Source organism: Paracoccus zeaxanthinifaciens ATCC 21588 (genome assembly GCF_000420145.1).
Taxonomy (GTDB): domain Bacteria; phylum Pseudomonadota; class Alphaproteobacteria; order Rhodobacterales; family Rhodobacteraceae; genus Paracoccus; species Paracoccus zeaxanthinifaciens.
Window position 1 is genome coordinate 188,315 of sequence record NZ_ATUJ01000001.1, and the last position, 18,110, is coordinate 206,424.

Annotated in this window: 16 protein-coding genes; 11 read left to right on the top strand and 5 right to left on the bottom strand. The window is 69.8% G+C overall.

All coding sequences use genetic code 11. From position 1 onward, the window contains the following. The first annotated feature begins 83 nt into the window (after positions 1-83). Positions 84-1,034, top strand: coding sequence for an L-threonylcarbamoyladenylate synthase (locus F804_RS0100980; protein WP_022705875.1), 951 nt, complete (start codon positions 84-86; stop codon positions 1,032-1,034). Here the strand turns inward: F804_RS0100980 and F804_RS0100985 are convergent, their stop codons facing one another. Further along, on the bottom strand, positions 1,035-2,462 hold the full coding sequence (locus tag F804_RS0100985; RefSeq protein ID WP_022705876.1) for a Glu/Leu/Phe/Val family dehydrogenase: 1,428 nt from the start codon (positions 2,460-2,462) through the stop codon (positions 1,035-1,037). Between the two features lie 228 nt (positions 2,463-2,690). On the opposite strand from F804_RS0100985, the gene F804_RS16800 reads away from it, so the two are divergent. The 4 genes from F804_RS16800 to F804_RS0101005 all read left to right on the top strand — a co-directional run bounded on the left by F804_RS16800 (position 2,691) and on the right by F804_RS0101005 (position 4,540). Then, complete coding sequence (locus F804_RS16800) at positions 2,691-3,317, top strand: TetR/AcrR family transcriptional regulator (RefSeq protein WP_022705877.1); 627 nt, start codon at positions 2,691-2,693, stop codon at positions 3,315-3,317. A gap of 102 nt (positions 3,318-3,419) precedes the next feature. Continuing rightward, positions 3,420-3,902, top strand: a complete 483-nt coding sequence (locus F804_RS17480; protein WP_022705878.1) for a hypothetical protein — start codon at positions 3,420-3,422, stop codon at positions 3,900-3,902. 61 nt (positions 3,903-3,963) lie between these two features. Further along, a complete protein-coding gene (locus tag F804_RS0101000; RefSeq protein ID WP_245540284.1) occupies positions 3,964-4,173 on the top strand; it encodes an I78 family peptidase inhibitor in 210 nt (69 codons plus the stop codon). 34 nt (positions 4,174-4,207) lie between these two features. Next, the gene (locus F804_RS0101005) at positions 4,208-4,540 is read left to right on the top strand and encodes a DUF2794 domain-containing protein (RefSeq protein ID WP_245540285.1); all 333 of its coding nucleotides are present in this window, start codon (positions 4,208-4,210) and stop codon (positions 4,538-4,540) included. Here F804_RS0101005 and hrpB read toward each other — a convergent pair. Continuing rightward, entirely contained in the window at positions 4,537-6,948 is a 2,412-nt protein-coding gene (hrpB, locus tag F804_RS0101010; protein WP_022705881.1) for an ATP-dependent helicase HrpB, read from the bottom strand. The two genes, F804_RS0101005 and hrpB, sit on opposite strands and share 4 nt — an antisense overlap. Before the next feature lie 106 nt (positions 6,949-7,054). Between hrpB and F804_RS0101015 the strand changes: the two genes are divergently transcribed. Together F804_RS0101015 and F804_RS0101020 are read left to right on the top strand one after the other, a co-directional pair. Next, positions 7,055-8,425 carry a YcjX family GTP-binding protein gene (locus tag F804_RS0101015; protein WP_022705882.1) on the top strand — a complete coding sequence of 457 codons (1,371 nt, stop codon included), beginning with the start codon at positions 7,055-7,057 and terminating at the stop codon, positions 8,423-8,425. Beyond that, complete coding sequence (locus tag F804_RS0101020) at positions 8,422-9,453, top strand: YcjF family protein (protein ID WP_022705883.1); 1,032 nt, start codon at positions 8,422-8,424, stop codon at positions 9,451-9,453. The genes F804_RS0101015 and F804_RS0101020 overlap by 4 nt, the downstream gene beginning before the upstream one ends. Here F804_RS0101020 and F804_RS0101025 read toward each other — a convergent pair. Continuing rightward, the gene (locus F804_RS0101025; RefSeq protein WP_022705884.1) at positions 9,432-9,878 is read right to left on the bottom strand and encodes a GNAT family N-acetyltransferase; all 447 of its coding nucleotides are present in this window, start codon (positions 9,876-9,878) and stop codon (positions 9,432-9,434) included. The genes F804_RS0101020 and F804_RS0101025 overlap by 22 nt on opposite strands. Continuing rightward, positions 9,875-11,353 (bottom strand): 2-isopropylmalate synthase, encoded by a 1,479-nt coding sequence (locus F804_RS0101030; RefSeq protein ID WP_022705885.1) that lies wholly within the window; start codon positions 11,351-11,353, stop codon positions 9,875-9,877. The genes F804_RS0101025 and F804_RS0101030 overlap by 4 nt, the downstream gene beginning before the upstream one ends. Before the next feature lie 132 nt (positions 11,354-11,485). Between F804_RS0101030 and F804_RS0101035 the strand changes: the two genes are divergently transcribed. After that, positions 11,486-13,144: an NAD+ synthase gene (locus F804_RS0101035; protein ID WP_022705886.1), complete on the top strand. Its 1,659-nt coding sequence runs from the start codon at positions 11,486-11,488 to the stop codon at positions 13,142-13,144. Positions 13,145-13,281: 137 nt separating this feature from the next. Next, the gene (locus tag F804_RS15235; RefSeq protein ID WP_245540286.1) at positions 13,282-14,112 is read left to right on the top strand and encodes an HNH endonuclease; all 831 of its coding nucleotides are present in this window, start codon (positions 13,282-13,284) and stop codon (positions 14,110-14,112) included. Between the two features lie 4 nt (positions 14,113-14,116). Here F804_RS15235 and F804_RS0101045 read toward each other — a convergent pair whose 3' ends face one another. Further along, a complete protein-coding gene (locus tag F804_RS0101045) occupies positions 14,117-15,760 on the bottom strand; it encodes an MFS transporter (protein ID WP_022705887.1) in 1,644 nt (547 codons plus the stop codon). Positions 15,761-16,156: 396 nt separating this feature from the next. Here F804_RS0101045 and F804_RS15240 point away from each other — a divergent pair, with 396 nt between their 5' ends. Both F804_RS15240 and F804_RS0101055 read left to right on the top strand, forming a co-directional pair. Next, positions 16,157-17,122, top strand: a complete 966-nt coding sequence (locus tag F804_RS15240) for a L,D-transpeptidase (RefSeq protein WP_084686388.1) — start codon at positions 16,157-16,159, stop codon at positions 17,120-17,122. 128 nt (positions 17,123-17,250) lie between these two features. Then, positions 17,251-18,105, top strand: a complete 855-nt coding sequence (locus F804_RS0101055) for a hypothetical protein (protein WP_022705889.1) — start codon at positions 17,251-17,253, stop codon at positions 18,103-18,105. Positions 18,106-18,110 lie beyond the last annotated feature (5 nt).

Below are 18,110 nucleotides of genomic sequence, written 5' to 3' on the forward strand. Positions count from 1 at the left end.
CGGGGCCGGCGCGACTATCAAATGCGTTCAGCGGCATCTTGGGCCGCCAACGAAACCGGCTCAACCGAAACCCCGCGTCACGGATGAACACCCTCAGGCTGAACCCCGACGATACCGGCATGCAGTCGGCAGCGGATCTGCTGTCGGCGGGCGAATGCGTGGCCATCCCGACCGAGACCGTCTACGGCCTTGCCGCCGATGCGCGACAGGGGCAGGCGGTCGCGCGGATCTATGCCGCCAAGGGGCGGCCCAGCTTCAACCCGCTGATCGTGCACGTCCCCGATGCGGATGCTGCCGCGGCCATCGCGGACTTGGCCCCGCAGGCGCGCGCGCTGGCCGATGCCTTCTGGCCGGGTCCGCTGACGATGGTGCTGCCCTTGCGCGCGGATGCGGGCATCGCCTCGCTGGTGACGGCGGGGCTGGACACGATCGGGCTGCGCGTGCCCGCCCATCCGGCGGCGCGCGACCTGCTGCGCCGCTTCGGCGGACCGCTGGCCGCGCCCTCGGCCAATGCCTCGGGCCGGATCAGCCCGACCAGCGCGGATCACGTCCTGTCGCCCGATGGCGGGCTGGACGGGCGCATCGCCGCGGTGCTGGATGCCGGCCCCTGCGCGGTGGGCGTGGAATCGACGATCATGGGCTGGCCCGAGGGCACGGCGACGCTGCTGCGTCCGGGCGGCATCGCCGCCGAGGATATCGAGACCGTGCTGGGCGCCCCCGTCGCGCGGCACCAGGGCGACCCCTCACGCCCCAGTGCGCCGGGTCAGCTGAGCAGCCATTACGCGCCGAACGCGGCCCTGCGGCTGGACGTGACCGACCCCCTGCCCCACGAGACGCATATCGCCTTCGGTCAGCCGGGGCCCTTCACCCTGTCGGCCAGCGGCGACCTGTCCGAGGCCGCCGCCCGCCTGTTCGACATGCTGCGCCGCGCCGACCTGGCGGGGCGTCCGATCTCGGTCGCGCCGATCCCGGAAGGGGGCCTTGGCGCGGCGATCAACGACCGCCTGCGCCGTGCCGCGGCCCCCCGCGACTGATCACAACCCGAGCGAGTTGTAGACGTTCGAGATCCGGCGGATCGCCACGACATAGGCGGCCGTGCGCATGTCGTCGACGCGCGGGTTGTTCACCCAGACCTCCTTCATCTTCTTGAAGCTTTCGCGCATCGTGTCGTCCAGACCCGAGCGCACCAGCTCCAGCTCGTCCGCGCCGGTCAGGAAGCTTTCCTTGAAGCCCTTGGACAGGGTCCAGTTCAGGCCGGTATCGGCCGACAGGCGCTCCAGCTCCTCGACGATCATGCGGGCGCGGGCCTCCTCGTGGCGACGCTCCAGCCGGCCGAGGCTGATCTGCGACAGGTTCTTGACCCATTCGAAATACGAGACCGTCACACCGCCCGCGTTGGCATACATGTCGGGGATGATCACGGTGCCCTTCTCGCGCAGGATGCGGTCGGCATCGGCGGTGACGGGACCGTTCGCGGCCTCGATGATCAGCCTGGCGCGGATGCGGTCGGCATTGGTCGCGTCGATCACGCTCTCGACCGCGGCGGGGATCAGGATGTCGCAATCGTCTTCCAGCGCGCGCAGGCCGTCCTCGGTGAAATCGCCGCCGGCAAAGCCCTTCACGCCGCCCGTCGCGCGGATATGGCCGCGCAGCGCGTCGATGTTGATGCCCTGCGGGTTGCGGATCACGCCGTCGCGCTCGATGACGCAGGTGACCAGCGCCTTGTCCTCGGCCGACAGGAACTGCGCGGCGTGATAGCCCACATTGCCCAGACCCTGCACGACGACGCGCTTGCCGCCCAGATCGCCGGTCAGCCCGGCCTTCTTCATCACGTCGTCATGGCGGAAGAATTCGCGCAGCGCGTATTGCACGCCGCGGCCCGTGGCCTCGACCCGTCCGTCGATGCCGCCCGCGTGGCGCGGCTTGCCGGTGACGCAGGCCTTGGCGTTGATGTCGTCGGGGTGCAGGCGCTTGTAGGCGTCGGCCATCCAGGCCATCTCGCGCTCGCCCGTGCCCATGTCGGGGGCCGGCACGTTCTGGCTGGGCGAGATCAGGTTGCGGCGCGACAGCTCGTAGGTGAAGCGGCGGGTGATGCGCTCCAGCTCGTCCTCGTTCCAGGCGCGGGGGTCGATGCACAGCCCGCCCTTGGACCCGCCGAAGGGCACCTCGACCAGTGCGCATTTATAGGTCATCAGGGCGGCCAGCGCCTCGACCTCGTCCTGGTTCACGTCCAGCGAATAGCGGATGCCGCCCTTCACGGGCTCCATATGTTCGGAATGGACCGCGCGATAGCCGGTGAAGGTGTGGATCTGGCCGCGAAGCCGGACCCCGAAGCGAACGACATAGGTCGAGTTGCAGACCCGGATCTTTTCCTCGAGTCCCGGCGACAATTCCATCAGGCTGGCGGCCTTCGTGAACATCTGATCGACCGAATCACGGAACGAAAGAAGGTTGTGGGCCATGATCGCTGTCCTCCTGGGTGGCGCGTATGTTGGTTATGGCGCCGCCAAACTAGGGTGATTCCAAGCCGTTAACCACAGGGGATCGACAGGGTTCTGCACATAATTTAATCACGTCGCCGAGATATCGGTGAAAACCTGCTTAAATTTGAATGTACAAATATGGTCGGGAACGACATTTGGTCGGAAGCGATTATAGAACCCTGCGATATAACGAAGAAGACGATTTTCATGACGCCAGATCCGGACATCACCCGCGGTCGCAAGTTCGAGCAGGTTCGGCGCGGCGCCTCGGCGATCTTCCTTCGGGACGGCTTCGCAGGTGCCAGCGTCGACGACATTGCCCGCGCGGCACAGGTCTCCAAGGCCACGCTCTATACCTACTTCACCGACAAGTCGGTCATGTTCCGCGAGGTCATGAGCGCCAGTGCGGCCGAACTGTTCGACCCCCGGATGAACCTGGAACCGGTCGATCTGCCGCCCGACGGGCATTTCGCGGACATGCTGGCCGACGTGCTGAGCTGGGCGCTGGACCCCGAATGCCTGCGCCTCCACCGCCTTGCCATCGCCGAGGCCCACCGCTTCCCCGATTGCGTCGGCAACTATCTGCGCCTGCGCGAGGCCTGCATCGTCCAGCCGATCCGCGCGCAGATCGATCTGTGGATCAGTCAGGGCAGCATCCGCGAACATGACAGCGACCGGTCGTCGCGGAACGTCGCCGCGATGCTGCTGGGCAATGCCATCCCGCAGGCGCTGCTGGGCCAGGTCCCCGACGAGGGCCGCATCCGCGCGACCGCCCGCGACTGCGCCTGGCTGTTCACGCTGGTCCACGGCATCCGCCAGGACACGACAGCCTGATCGTCCGTGTCTTTTCAGACGCCCCGACGCATCGTATCATCCCGCCATAAGCCGGACGCATCCAAGCGTCCCGAGGGCAGTATCGGCAGGAAGAGATTTCAGATGAACAGCCATGTTCTCATGGGCGGGGCGGCGCTGATCGCGCTTGGCGGATGTGCGGCACCCTTCTCGCGCACGCCACCCCTGGCCATCGACAGCTATCCCCAGGCGGTGGTGGATCAGCAGCAGGCGCAGGGCTATCAGCCCTATCCGGCGCAGGCGGCACCCGCCTATGGCGACCCCTATGCCGGGACGGCCTATGCGCAGGGCGCTGCACCGGTCGCGGCACCGGTGCAGGCGACGCCCGCGGCCCCCGCCGCCGCCAGCGGCATCGAGGGGCTGGAGGAACGCAAGCCCGACCTGTGCAAGGCGCAGACCCATCGCGGCGCGATCGGCCAGCCCGGCAGCACGATCCCCTCGCTGGGGCTGGACCGGTCCTATCGGGTGGTCGAATATCGCGGGATCGAGCCGCAGGACTACGACCCCAACCGCATCGTCTTCCGACTGGACGAGGCGGGCAACATCTCCAACGTCGATTGCGGGTGACAGCATGAAGAAGATCGCTCTCCTCCTTCCCCTTGCAGGGCTGCTTGCCGCATGCGAGCCCGTGGCACCCCCCGAACCCGAGGATGCCTGCGGCGCCGCCGGTTACCAGGGGCTGATCGGCCAGCCGCGCTCGGTGCTGGAAAACATGAACTTCCCGCTCGGCACCCGCGTCATCGGCCCCGAGGATGCGGTGACGGCGGATTTCCGTCCCGACCGGCTGAACATCGAATACGCGCCGAACGACCGGATCGAGAAGGTCGCCTGCTATTGATTTGCGGCGGCGGCGCTGTCACCATTCCGACATGATGAACGCCACGCCGCCGTTTCATGCAGATCCCGATCGCGTCACCTTCGACCGCCGCGAGCTGGGCCTGATCCTGTCCACCTATGGCCGCTTCGTCGCTGCGGGCGAATGGCGCGACTATGCGATGTCGTTCCTCAGGGATGTCGCGGTGTTCAGCGTCTTTCGCCGCGCGACGGAACACCCGCTCTACCGGATCGAGAAGCGCCCGCGCCTGCGGAACGCCCAGGGGGCCTATGCCGTGATCGGCATGGACGGACAGATCCTGAAGCGCGGGCACGATCTGGCCCAGGTCCTGCGCGTGCTGGACCGCAAGCTGATCCGAGGCGTGGACTAGGTCCCGCGCGGCTTGGCGCGGGTCGTGGGGTCGGCCTCGGTCGGATCCTCGGGCCAGGGATGGCGGGGATACCTGCCGCGCATGTCCTTCCTGACATCGCCATAGCTGCTGGCCCAGAAACCCGGCAGATCCATCGTCACCTGCACCGGACGCCCGGCGGGCGACAGCAGCGCGATCCGCAGGGGCCTGCCGCCGACGACCGGATGGCGCGTGACGCCGAACATCTCCTGCAGCTTCACCTCGATCGAGGGATCCTCGGCGTCGTAATCGATGGGCACGCGGCGCCCCAGGGGGGTCGTGAAATGCGCGGGCGCGGCACGGTCCAGCGCCTGCTGGCCGTCCCAGCCGATACGGGCCTTCAGCGCCTCGGCCAGGTCAAGCGCGCGGATGTCGCCGCGATTGCGGATGCGCGTCAGCCAGGGCAGCAGCCATTCGGGATCGGCCAGCAGGGCCGCGTCGTCCACCGGCCCCAGTTCGGGCACCAGCGCGATGCGGGCGCGCAGGCGGGCCGCGCCGCGCGACCAGGGGATGCCGTCCTGGCGCACCCCTTCCAGCGCGGCCAGCGCGATCTGGTCGTCCGGGGCGTCGGCCCAGGCGCGATCCGACAGGACCAGCGCGCCCAGCCGTTCCTGGCTGCGGGCCATCACGCGCCCCTCGCGGCGGGACCATTCGCAGAAATCGACGGCCACGATCCGGTCGCCATGCAGGTCGCGGATCTCGGGTTCGGTCAGGGGGGCGGCCAGGCGGATGCGGGCCTCGCGCTGATCGCCATCGAGGTCCAGCGCGACGAGAAAGGCCGCGCGCCCGGTCTGATCCTCGGGGGGAAGCGCCGCGCCCTTGCCGCCCGACAGGACATAGCGCGGCTGATCGCCCTTGCGCCGCTGCCCGATCCGGTCGGGATAGGCCAGCGATGCGATGGCCCCCATCGACAGCGCGTCCCCGCCCTTGCCCGCCATCCGGCGCAGGCGCGTGGATTCCTGCCTGATCCGCGCGACGGACTGGCGGTTCACCTCGAACGGGTGACGCCCCGAGGGATCGCGCAGCGCAGCCATGCGCAGTGCAAGGTCGGCGGGGGCACCGCGCAGCGGGTCGCGGTCGGACAGCAGCGCGGCCAGATCGGCGGCCTGCGGGCCCGCCATCAGCAGCATATGCGCCAGCCGGGGGTGCAGCGGCAGGCGGGCCAGCGCCTTGCCGTGGGGCGTGATGCGACCGCCGGCGTCCAGCGCCCCCAGCCCCGCCAGCAGGGATTGCGCCTCGGACAGGGCGCCTTCGGGCGGCGCGGTCAGGAATGCCAGGTCGCCGGGCGCGGCGCCCCATGCGGCCAGTTCCAGCGCAAGGCCGGTCAGGTCCGCGACCTCGATCTCGGGCGGGGCGAAGGCGGGGAAGCCACCCTCCTCGGTCCGCGCCCACATGCGATAGCAGATGCCGGGCGCCACGCGGCCCGCGCGACCGCGCCGCTGCTCGGCCTCGGCACGGCTGGCGCGTTCGGTGACCAGCCGCGACATGCCGCTGCCCGGATCGAAGCGCGCCCGCCTTGCGCGGCCCATGTCCACCACGACCCGCACCCCCGGTATCGTCAGCGAGGTTTCCGCGATCGAGGTCGCCAGCACCAGCTTGCGCCGGTCCCCCGGCGGGGCCAGCGCACCCCGCTGCGCCTTGTGGTCCAACGCGCCGAACAGGGGCGCGATCTCCAGCCCCTGCCCGTCCAGCTGGGCCGCGACGCGCCTGATCTCTCCCTCTCCGGGAAGGAAGGCCAGGATGGTGCCGCCGGTCTCGCCCGTCTCGGATGCGGCGCGGGCGATCAGGGCGGCCATCTGGTCCAGTGGCCGCGCCGCGGCGGGCAGCGGGCGGTCCAGCCAGCGCGTCTCGACCGGGAAGCTGCGCCCGTCCGAGGCGACGATGGGCGCATCGTCCAGCAGCGCGGCCACGGGACCGGCATCCAGCGTGGCCGACATCACCAGCACGGCCAAATCGTCGCGCAGCGCGCCGCGTGCCTCCCAGACGAGGGCGAGGCCCAGATCCGCGTTCAGGCTGCGTTCGTGGAATTCGTCGAAGATGACGCAGCCGATGCCCTGCAATTCGGGATCGGACTGGATCATGCGGGTCAGGATGCCCTCGGTCACGACCTCGATCCGGGTGCCGGGCACGGATTCGCCGCGGATGCGGAAACCGACGCTGCGCCCGACGGGTTCGCCCAATGTCTCGGCCATGCGCTCGGCTGCGGCGCGTGCGGCAAGGCGGCGTGGCTCCAGCATCAGGATGCGGCCCCGCACGCGGTCCATCAGCGCCAGCGGCACGCGCGTGGTCTTGCCCGCCCCCGGCGGCGCGGTCAGCACGGCCCGGCCATGCGTGGTCATCGCGTCCAGAAGCGCGGGAAGGGCGTCGTCGATGGGCAGCCGTGCGGTCATCGCCGCGTGATAGCGCCCCTGCCGCGCGGCTTGCAATCACCCCCGCCCTATCAATACCGGCGGCGCGTACCTATTATCTGGAAAAGGCAGAACGAAAAGGGCAGGCATGGGCATCGGCAGCGACGTGATCGAGGGCTTGGGTCTGGGCGATCCGGTCCTGCGGCTGGGCGTGACGGGATTGTCGCGCGCGGGCAAGACGGTATTCATCACCTCGCTGGTCGCGAACCTTCTGGAGCGTGGGCGGATGCATGCGCTGCGGGCGGCGGCCGACGGGCGGCTGAAGGCCGTCTGGCTGCAACCCCAGCCGGACGACACGATCCCGCGCTTCGACTATGAACGCCACCTGGCCGCGCTGACCGGACCCCAGCCGCGCTGGCCCGAGGGGACGCGCCATGTCAGCCAGCTGCGCCTGTCGCTGCGACTGGAACCCTCGGGGCTGCTGTCGGGGCTGCGCGGGCCGCGCAACCTGCATCTGGACATCGTGGATTATCCCGGGGAATGGCTGCTGGACCTGCGCCTGATGGAACGCGATTTCGCGCAATGGTCCGCCGAGGTGCTGGAGCGTCTGCCGAACCGCCCCGGCGCGCAGGCCTTCCTGGCCGCCATCGGGGCCGAGGATGCGGGCGCGCCCTTTGCCGAACCCCGCGCGCAGGGGCTGGCCGATCTCTATACCGCGCATCTGATCGCCGCGCGCGAGGCAGGCTGGGCCGATTGCACGCCGGGGCGCTTCCTGATCCCGGGCGAGCTTGAAGGATCCCCCGCGCTGACCTTCGCGCCGCTGCCCCCGCATCTGCTGGACGGCAAGCTGGGCCGCGAATTCCGCCGCCGCTTCGAATCCTACAAGTCCCGCGTGGTGCGGCCCTTCTTCCGGGACCACTTCTCGCGGATCGACCGGCAGGTGGTGCTGGTCGACGTGTTGGGCGCGATCCACCAGGGCCCGCAGGCGGTCGAGGATACGCGCCGCGCGATGGCCGACATCCTGACCGCCTTCCGCCCCGGCCGCGCGGGCTGGCTGGCGCAGATCCTGGGCACGCGGCGCGTGGAACGCATCCTGTTCGCCGCGACCAAGGCCGATCACCTGCACCACGTCCAGCATCCGCGCCTGACCGCGATCCTGACCGCCATGCTGCGCGAGGCCCGCGACCGCGCCGATTTCCAGGGCGCCCGGACCGAGGCCATGGCCATCGCCGCCCTTCGCGCCACCACCGAGGAGATGATCGCCCATCAGGGCGAGGATCTGCCCGCCGTGCGCGGGCGGCTGCTGGACGGGCGGCAGGCGGCCTTCCACGCGGGCGATCTGCCCGCCGATCCGGGGCAGTTGCTGCATCCCGCGCGTCAGGGCGCGACGGCATGGCTGGATGACGACTATGCCATCATGAACTTCGCCCCCGCGCCGGGCACCGCGCGTCCGGGCGACGGGCCGCCCCATGTCCGGCTGGACCGCGCCGCCGAATTCCTGATCGGAGACCGCCTGTGACGACCGACACGCCCAAGCGCCCGCGCGGCCCCGTCCTGATCGAGCTGGAGGACGGCCCCGCGAACCCCGCCGACGCGCCGCGCATCGACGCAGATGACAGCCCCCTTCCCCGCCCCCGCACGATGGAGATGGTGACCCGGCTGGTCGGGCGCCCCCCGTCCCGCCTGACGCGACTGTTCGTCAATGCGGGCGCGGCGCTTCTGACCTTCCTGCTGGGCGTGGCCGCGCTGGAATTCATCGACGGGCTGCTGACGCGATATCCCCTGCTGGGCTGGATCGCCGTGGCGCTATTCGCGACCTTCACCCTGGCCGCGCTTGGCCTTGCGTTCCGCGAATGGCGGGCCTTCCGGCGGCTGGCCAGGATCGACGGGTTGCAGCGGCAGGCGGGCGCCGCGCTTGCGGACGAGGATCTGGCGGGCGCGAAGGTCGTGACGCGCGGCCTGCTGTCGCTCTATGCCGACCGCCCCGAGATGCAGTGGCAGCGCGAGCGTCTGGCCGAACGCCATGACGAGGGGTTCGATGCCGAAACCGTCCTGACCCATGCCGAGGCCGAGCTTCTGGCGGGCCTCGACCAGCTGGCCCGCCGGGAAATCGAGGCCGCCGCCCGCACCGTCGCGGCCACCACCGCGCTGGTGCCCTTGGCGCTGGCCGATGTCGCGGCCGCGCTGGCCGCGAACCTGCGCATGATCCGCCGCATGGCCGAGATCTATGGCGGGCGCGCAGGCACGATCGGCGGCTGGCGGCTGGCCCGAACGGTGATGACCCACCTGATCGCGACCGGCGCGGTCGCGGCGGGCGACGACCTGATCCAGACCGTCGCGGGCGGGGGCGTCCTTGCAAAGCTGTCGCGCCGCTTTGGCGAGGGGTTGGTGAACGGCGCCCTGACCGCCCGCGTCGGCATCGCCGCGATGGAGGTCTGCCGCCCGCTGCCCTTCATCGCGCAGCCGCGCCCGAAGGTCGGCAACCTCGTCAGTCGCGGCCTTGCCGGGCTGTTCGGCAGCGACGATCAGTCGAGGGACAGCTTGTAACCCACATGAGAGGGCTGGAACCCCAGCCCCTCGTAGAAGCGCTGGCTGTCGGTGCGCTGGCGGTTGGTCGTCAGCTGCACCAGCCCGCAGCCGCGTTCGCGGCAGCACGCGATGGCCCATTCGATCATCTGCCCGCCGATGCCCGCCCCGCGCATGTCCGAGGCGACGCGCACGGCCTCGATCTGGCCACGCGTCGTGCCCTGCAGCGACAGGCCGGGGATGAAGCTCAGCTGCAACTGGCCGACGACGCGGCCATCCGTTTCGGCCACGACCAGCAGCTGGTTCGGATCGGCGTCGATGCGGTCGAAGGCCGCCCGGTAGGCGGCCATGTCGGCACCCTCGCGGGTCGCGCCCAGGACATCGTCGCCCAGCATCTCGACCAGGCGGGGCAGATCCCCGGCCCGTGCCTTGCGGAATGCGATCATGGCGCGGCGTCGTCGGGCAGGTCGGGGGCGGCAAGATCGGGATCGGGCGTGCCCTCGGCATCCGCCGCGCCCTCGTCGGCCTCGATCAGGCGGTTGTCCTCCCACGTGCCGGCGGCGACCTGGCCGGTGGCATATCGCATGACGCCCTGCCCCTGGCGTTTCCCCCCCGAGAAGGTCCCCTCGTAGACATCGCCATTGGCATAGGTCGCGACACCGCTGCCGTCGATCTCTCCGCCCTTCCAGCCGCCCTCATAGACGAAGCCGTCGGGCGTGGTCAGGCGGCCCTGCCCCTCGCGCAGGCCATCGACGAAGCCGCCGGTATAGACGGTCCCGTCGGGATAGGTCGCCTGACCTTCGCCGTGACGCTGCCCGTCCTTCCACGCGCCGGAATAGACATAGCCGTCGGGATAGGACATGCGGCCCTGCCCCTCGTTGCGGGCATTGCGGAAGCCGCCCTCGTAGACCATGCCGTTGGCATAGCTGGCCTTGCCGTCGCCCTCGATCACGCCCTCGGACCACTGGCCTTCATAGGTGGAACCGTCGGCATAGGTGATCTTGCCCGTCCCGTCGGGGCGGTCGGCGCGCATCTGCCCCGCATAGATCGACCCGTCGGGATAGGTGATCGTGCCGCGCCCCTCCATCCGGCCCTCGACCCACTGGCCTTCATAGACATAGCCGTCGGCGCCGGTGAAGACGCCCTCGCCGTGGCGGCGGTCGTCCTTGAACTGGCCGTCATAGACATCGCCATTGGCATAGGTCGCGACACCCGCGCCCTGCCTGCGCCCGCCGCGCAATTCGCCCTCGTAGCGGTCGCCCGAAGGCTGGACCAGCACGCCGCGCCCCGACATCTGCCCCGCGGCCCAGACCCCGTCATAGGTCAGCCCGTCGGTCATCGTCAGCTTGCCGCGGCCCGCGCGCTGCCCGGCCATCATGCCGCCTTCATAGGTCGATCCGTCGGGATAGGTGATCTTGCCCTGCCCCTCCTTCACGCCGGAATTCCAGTCGCCTTCATAGCGGTATCCGTTGGGCTGGGTCAGCACGCCCTTGCCCTGGTGCAGCCCGCGCGCGAACTGCCCGTCATAGACCGACCCGTTGGCGTAGTTCGCGATGCCCTGGCCCGTGATCTCGCCCGCGACCCAGTCGCCCTCGTAGGTGCCGCCATCGGCATAGGTGATCTTGCCCTGCCCGTCGGGCTTGCCCGCGGCGAACTGGCCTTCATAGACGGACCCGTTCGGAAACTCGGCCCGGCCCTGGCCCATGATCTGGCCCTCGACCCAGTCGCCGTCATAGCGATAGCCGTTCGGCAGCTCGTAGCTGCCCTGCCCGTGCTGCACGCCGTTGCGGAACGTCCCTTCGTAGACGCCGCCATCGTCGTATTGCTTGGTGATGACCTGCGCCGCCACGGGGGCGGTCCATGCCATCCCCGCCAGCGCGATCGCGCCAAGGGCCGTCTGCGCCCGAGTTGCCCGCTTCATGCCTCTGCCCTCAAGTCGTTTGGCTTCGGGTTTAACCCATCGCCCTGCAGGGGCAAAGCCCGACTTTTCCTTTGGGGTCCGATCACCTATGTCGTTGGATGACCCGCAGGGGCCCGCACGAAGGACGACACCATGACCGAACGTTTCCGCCTGACCATCGGCCAGCTGAACGCAACCGTGGGCGACCTGCCCGGCAATGCCGAGAAGGCGCGGCAGGCATGGCGGACCGCGCGCGACGCGGGCGCCGACATGCTGGCCCTGCCCGAGATGTTCATCACCGGCTACCAGACGCAGGATCTGGTGCTGAAGCCCGCCTTCACCGCGCAGGCGATCGAGGCCGTGATGGCCCTCGGGGCGGAACTGACCGACGGCCCGGCCATCGGCATCGGCGCCCCCTGGGCCGAGGACGGCAAGCTCTATAACGCCTACTGGGTGTTCCGCGACGGCAGGCTGGTCGCGCGGGTGCTGAAGCACCACCTGCCGTTCCAGCAGCTGTTCGACGAGCTGCGCCTGTTCCAGTCCGGCCCGATCAGCGGCCCCTATGCCGTCGGGTCCGCCCGCATCGGCAGCCCCATCTGCGAGGACAGCTGGTATCCCGACGTGGCCGAGACGCTGGCCGAGACCGGGGCCGAGATCCTGGTCGTGCCGAACGGCAGCCCCTATCACCGCGAGAAGCTGGACCTGCGCATGGGCCACATGGTCGGCCGCGTGGTCGAGACCGGCCTGCCGCTGGCCTATGTGAACATGGTGGGCGGTCAGGACGACCAGATCTATGACGGGGCCAGCTTCGTGCTGAACCCCGGCGGGCGGAAGGTCGTCCAGCTGCCCGCCTTCGAGGAAGCGATCGCCCATGTCGATTTCACGCGCGGGCCCGACGGCTGGCAGGCCGAGCCCGGCCCGATGGCACCCCAGCCCGACGCATGGGAGCAGGATTACCACGCGATGATGCTGGGCCTGCGCGACTATCTGCGCAAGTCGGGCTTCCGCAAGGTGCTGCTGGGCATGTCGGGGGGGATCGACAGCGCGCTGGTCGCCACCATCGCCGCCGACGCGATCGGGCCGGAAAACGTGCGCTGCGTGATGCTGCCCTCGGAATACACTTCGCAGACCAGCCTGGACGATGCCGCCGATTGCGCGACGCGGATCGGCGCGCGGCTGGACACGGTGCGCATCGACGGCGCGCGCGATGCGGTCGGCGGCGCGCTGGCCCACCTGATGGAGGGCACGCAGCCCGATGTCACGGAAGAAAACATCCAGTCCCGCCTGCGCGGCGTGATGCTGATGGCGATTTCCAACAAGTTCAACGAGATGCTGCTGACCACCGGCAACAAGTCCGAGGTCGCGGTCGGCTATGCCACGATCTATGGCGACATGGCGGGCGGCTACAACCCGATCAAGGATCTCTACAAGACCCGCGTCTTCGAGACCTGCCGCTGGCGCAACGCCAATCACCGCGACTGGATGATGGGCAATCCGGGCGAGGTGATCCCCCCGCGCATCATCTCGAAGCCCCCCTCGGCCGAGCTGCGCCCCGACCAGAAGGACGAGGACAGCCTGCCCCCCTACGAGGTGCTGGACGCGATCCTCGAGGGGCTGGTCGAGAAGGACCTGGCGCTGGCGGACCTCGTGGCGCAGGGCTTCGACGAGGAAACCGTCCGGCGCGTCGAGAAGCTGCTGTATATCAGCGAATGGAAGCGGTACCAGGCCGCGCCCGGTCCCCGCATCTCGACCCGCGCCTTCTGGCTGGACCGCCGCTATCCCCTGGTGAACCGCTGGCGCGACAAGATCTAGGGGGATCGCGCTTGCATTTTCCGGCGCCCGGGGTTTCCTGGGCGCATGGTTAAACTGGTTCTGATGCACAAGGCCGACTCAATCTATGACGACGTCCCCGATGTGAATACGATTTCCCATATAGATATTTGAAGGCCGTGACCGAGGCCGTGGGCGACTGGATCGTCTATTACGAACCGGTCAAGGCCGGGCCGCGCGGCTATCATGCCGTAGCACGCATCGAAGAGGTCGTGCCCAATCCCCGCGCCCCCGGCAGGTATCTGGCACGGATCGCACCGGACAGTTTCCTACGCTTCGTAGACGATGTCCCCCGCCTTCGGGACGGCAGCCCGCTGGAATCGGCGCTGACCCATCCCGACGGCACACCCCGCAGCGGCGGCATCGTGCAATCCGCCGTGCGCCGCCTGCCCGACCGCGAATTCGCCCGTATCGTCAATCTTGGCCTGCCGCAGGACCTGGAACGGATCGAGGCCACCCGCTATGACCCCGCGGCCCCGCAGCTGGACGAGGGCGCGGCCCTGTTCGAACGTCCCGTGCTGGAGCGCCTGACCCGCCGCCCCTATCGCGACGCGGCCTTCCGCCGGAAGGTGCGCGAGGCATATGGCTATCGCTGCGCGATGTCGGGCCTGCGGCTGCGAAATGGCGGCGGCCGCCCCGAGGTTCAGGCCGCCCATATCCGTCCCGTGGAACATCAGGGCAGCGATTCCGTGCGGAACGGGCTTGCCTTGTCAGGGACCCTTCACTGGATGTTCGACCGGGGCCTGATCTCGGTCGCCGACGACAACAGCACCATCCTGATATCGCACAACAAGGTGCCCGGCGACGTGGTCGGACGCCTGATCGCTCCGGGCGGCAGACTGATCGCGCCGGACGACCCGAGGGACTGCCCGCATCCCGAGAACCTGCGCTGGCACCGCGAGAACGTCTTCGGGCGATCTCTCGGGGACGAGGTCGCGCCCTGGGACTAGGCCGTCACGGCACCTCGATCTTGCCGACCAGCGGCACGTCGTCCTGCGGGGTGACGTTGTGGCGCTCGATCATGCGGTGGACGGCGGGATCGCCCTCGCCCCGGTGAAGCGCGTGCAGGGCGGTCGTCACCTCGGCGTCGGATTTCGTGCGGCGCAGGTTGTGGCGGACATATTCGTCCCAGGTCGCGATGTGATAGCTCTCGCTCCAGCGGTCGGGATGTTCCAGATCGCGCAGCAGCGCCCAGTTGCGCGCCCCGTCGCGGCGGCGGATCGCGCGGCGCTGACGCATCAGGCGCAGGAACTCGGGGACGTCGCCCTGGTCGATCTGATAGTCCACCATGACCATGATCGGGCCCGAGCGCCCCCTCAGGTCCAGCCGCAGCGCCGGTTCGCGAAAGCGGTTCACCGGGTCCAGATCGGCCGTGCCGAATTCCGGCGCGCGCAGCCAGGCGCCGATCGCCGCGCCGAACAGCAGCAGCAGCCCCGCCGCGATCAGCGCGCGGTCCAGCCCGTGCTGCCCCGCGACCCCGCCCCAGGCCCATGACCCCGCGGCCATCCCCCCGAACGTCGCCGTCTGATAGAGCGCGAGCGCCCGCGCCACGACCCAACGCGGCGTCGACAGCTGCACCGTCACGTTGAACAGTGACAGCGCCATCACCCAGGACGCGCCCGCAGGCAGCAGGGCCAGCGCCTGCAGCCAGACGATATCGGTCAGCCCCAGGGCCAGCGCCGCGACGGCGAACCCCGTGAAGGCCAGCCGCACGACCTGCTCGTTGTCGAAGCGGGCGCGGATGCGCGGGTTCAGCAGCGCCCCCGCGATCGCGCCGATGCCATAGCAGCCCAGCAGCAACCCGAAGAGGAACGATCCCCCCTCGGGGTGGCTCTTGGCAACCAGCGGCAGCAGGGCCAGCACGGCGATGGCGGCAAAGCCGAACAGCGCGCCGCGCAGGATCACCCGCATCAGGTTCGGCGACAGCGCGACATAGCGCAGGCCCGCGCCGATCGCGGGCAGGAAGGGCTCGGGGGTGGTCGTGCGGGGCGCGATCCGGGGGCGCCAGCGCGCCATGGCCCCCATCAGCGGCAGATAGCTGAGCGCGTTGACCGCGAAGGCCGCAGCCGCACCGAAGGCCGCGACGATCAGGCCACCCGCGGCGGGCCCCACGCTGCGCATCATGTTGAACCCGACCGAGTTCAGGCTGACCGCCGCGGGCAGGTCGCGCCGTTCCACCAGGTCGCCCATGCTGGCCTGCCAGGGCGGGTTGTAGACCGCCTGCCCCGCCCCCAGCAGGAAGGTGAAGGCCAGCAGCATCCACGGCGTCAGCCAGCCCGCGAAGGCCGCACCCGCCAGCAGAAGCGACATCACCGACATGAAGCACAGCGCCCCGATCAGCAGGGTCTTGCGGTCGAAGATGTCGGCCAGCGCGCCCGAGGCCAGGGCCAGCAGCATGATCGGCAGGGTGTTCGACGCCTGCACCAGCGCGATCAGCGTCGCGCTGTCGGTCAGCTGCGTCATCAGCCAGGCCGCACCCACCGCCTGCACGAGGCCGCCGAAATTCGACACCAGCGTCGCGGCCCACAACCTGCGGAAATCGGGATAGCCGAAGGGCGCGAGCGCCCCCTCGCGGCGGTTCGTCCTGCCCTGTGTCACGTCCAGCCGTCCCCGTCCCTTGCGCCCTGCGGGGCCACGCTAGGCCCGCCCGCGGCCACGTGCAACGCGACGTGCCACGCAACAGGGCATTTCCGGCACGAAGATGCCGCAAGACGGCACATTCGCGCGATTGCCATGAAACCGAAACACACGCCAAGTTGTTCCATCGACGCGGAAAGTTGATGGCGTTGAAGCGCCCATGCCACATGAGCGGCGCGGGGCGGGGCGATATCTCGGCGATCCGCCGCTAAGCCTTGACGCCGCGCGCCGACAGGCCTCATGCAATCAGGTACGAATCGCGCACGGACCCTTCGGGACCGGCGTGCGACAGACGAAATGCTGCCTCGGTTCGCGCCGCCTCAGGCCGGTCCGAAGATGAACAAGGAATGTGACAAGATGCGCCTCGCTCCCCTCTTCGCGGCGGTTGCCCTTGGGCTGGCGGCCTGCGCGCCGACCGAACAGGCCACCGCCCCCGCCGTGCAACAGCCGACCACGATCCCCGACATCTACCGCGCCCGCACCGATGCCGGCCCGAACGGCGGCACGATCGAGATCCCGGCCGTCCGCGCCGCATACCTGACCGAACGCAACCGCCGCCAGCTGGTCCCCTATAACGGGTCGGAACCGGCAGGCACGATCGTCGTCGATCCCTATGCGCGCGTGCTGTACCACGTCCAGGAAGGCGGTCAGGCGATGCGTTACGGCGTGGCCGTGGGCCGTGCCGGCACCGGCTTCGAGGGTCGCGCGACCATCGCCCGCAAGGCGGCATGGCCCAGCTGGCGCCCGACCGACAACATGCTCCGCACCCAGCCCGAGCTGTACGGCCAGTTCGCCGGCGGCCTGCAGGGCGGCCCGAACAACCCGCTCGGGTCGCGCGCGCTCTATCTCTATCAGGGCAGCCGCGACACCTATTACCGCATCCACGGCACGATGGATCCCAGCTCGATCGGCAAGGCGACCTCGGCAGGCTGCATCCGCCTGTTCAACCAGGACGTCATCGACCTGTTCGAAAGCGTGCCGACCGGGACCGAGGTGATCGTGCGCTCGCCCTCGGACAGCCTGCGCATGGAAGGCCGCCTGGTCGAGACGCCGGAAGGCTATGTCGTGCCGGCAGCCGAGCTGCAGCAGGCCGCCGATCCGGCGGCTGCGGGCGCCGTCTCGACCGCGGTCGCGGCCGGGGCCGAGCCTGTCGCCCAGGCCCCTGCGCCCACGCAGGTCGCCGCCGCGACGACCGCCGCCAGCCTGCCGAACGACCCCTATTCGGGCTTCGGCCAACCCGCGCAGACCACCACGGTCACCGACCCCTTCGCGACCGAAGCCAGCTTCGTCTCGCCCGTAGAAAGCGCGGTGCCGGGCTATTGATCGCCCGCGCACGAACCTGACGCACCCATGGGGGCCGGAGCGATCCGGCCCCCTTTCCGTTTGCAAAAGCGCTGGAAACCGCGCCATTCTGCTGCCAGAACGTCGCTGTCCGCTGTAAGGGTGCTTCGATGCCGAACTATGCCAAGCAGGAACGCGAACTGCTGACGCCCGACCAGCTTGCGCTGGCCGAGGAGAGCCGCCAGCCCCGGCTAAGCAAGCTGAGCGCCACGCGACTGCGCCAGCTGATCGCCGCGATCGAGAAGGCCCGCCTGACCGCATCCGACGAGGTCGCGGACACCGGGGCCAGCCCCGCCAGCCTGCTGCGCGCCGCCGGTCGCCGCGCCGAGGCCGAGCGCCGCAAGCGCGGCGCAGCCGCAGCCGCGCCCGTCGCGGCCCCCGCCCCCCGCAGCGCCAAGACCCTTAAGGCGCGCCCCGCCAATGGTCGCAAGCCCGCCAAGCCGCGCAAGACCGACCAGCGGACGGAACCGCACCGGATCCCGCGCCCGCCCTCGAAGCCGGCAAGCTTGCCGGGGCATGCGCCGGAAACCACAACCAAGGCCGATACAGGAACAGACGCGATGCAGACCACCGAAGCCGAGAAGCAGGCACGCCAGGCAGCCCGCAAGGCCGAGAAGGAAGCGGCGAAGGAAGCCGAGAAGAACATCGCCCGCGAAGCCCGTCGGGCCGAGCGTCAGGCACAGAAGCAGGCCGAGAAGGACGCCGCCCGCGAGGAACGCCGCGCCGCCCGCAAGGCCGCCAACCAGGCCGAGAAGGACGCCGCCAAGGCGGCCCGCAAGGCCGAGAACAAGGCCGCCCGCAAGGCCGAGCGCAAGTCGAACAGCGCCGAGGAACTGGCGGCCGAGGCCCGTGAACTCGCCGCCGCAGCCGAGGCGAAGGCGGCCGAGGCGCTGGCCGCTGCGGCAGCCGTCCTGGGCGGCGATGCCGACAAGCCGCGCAAGAAGAAAAAGAAGAAGGACGCCTGACCGGG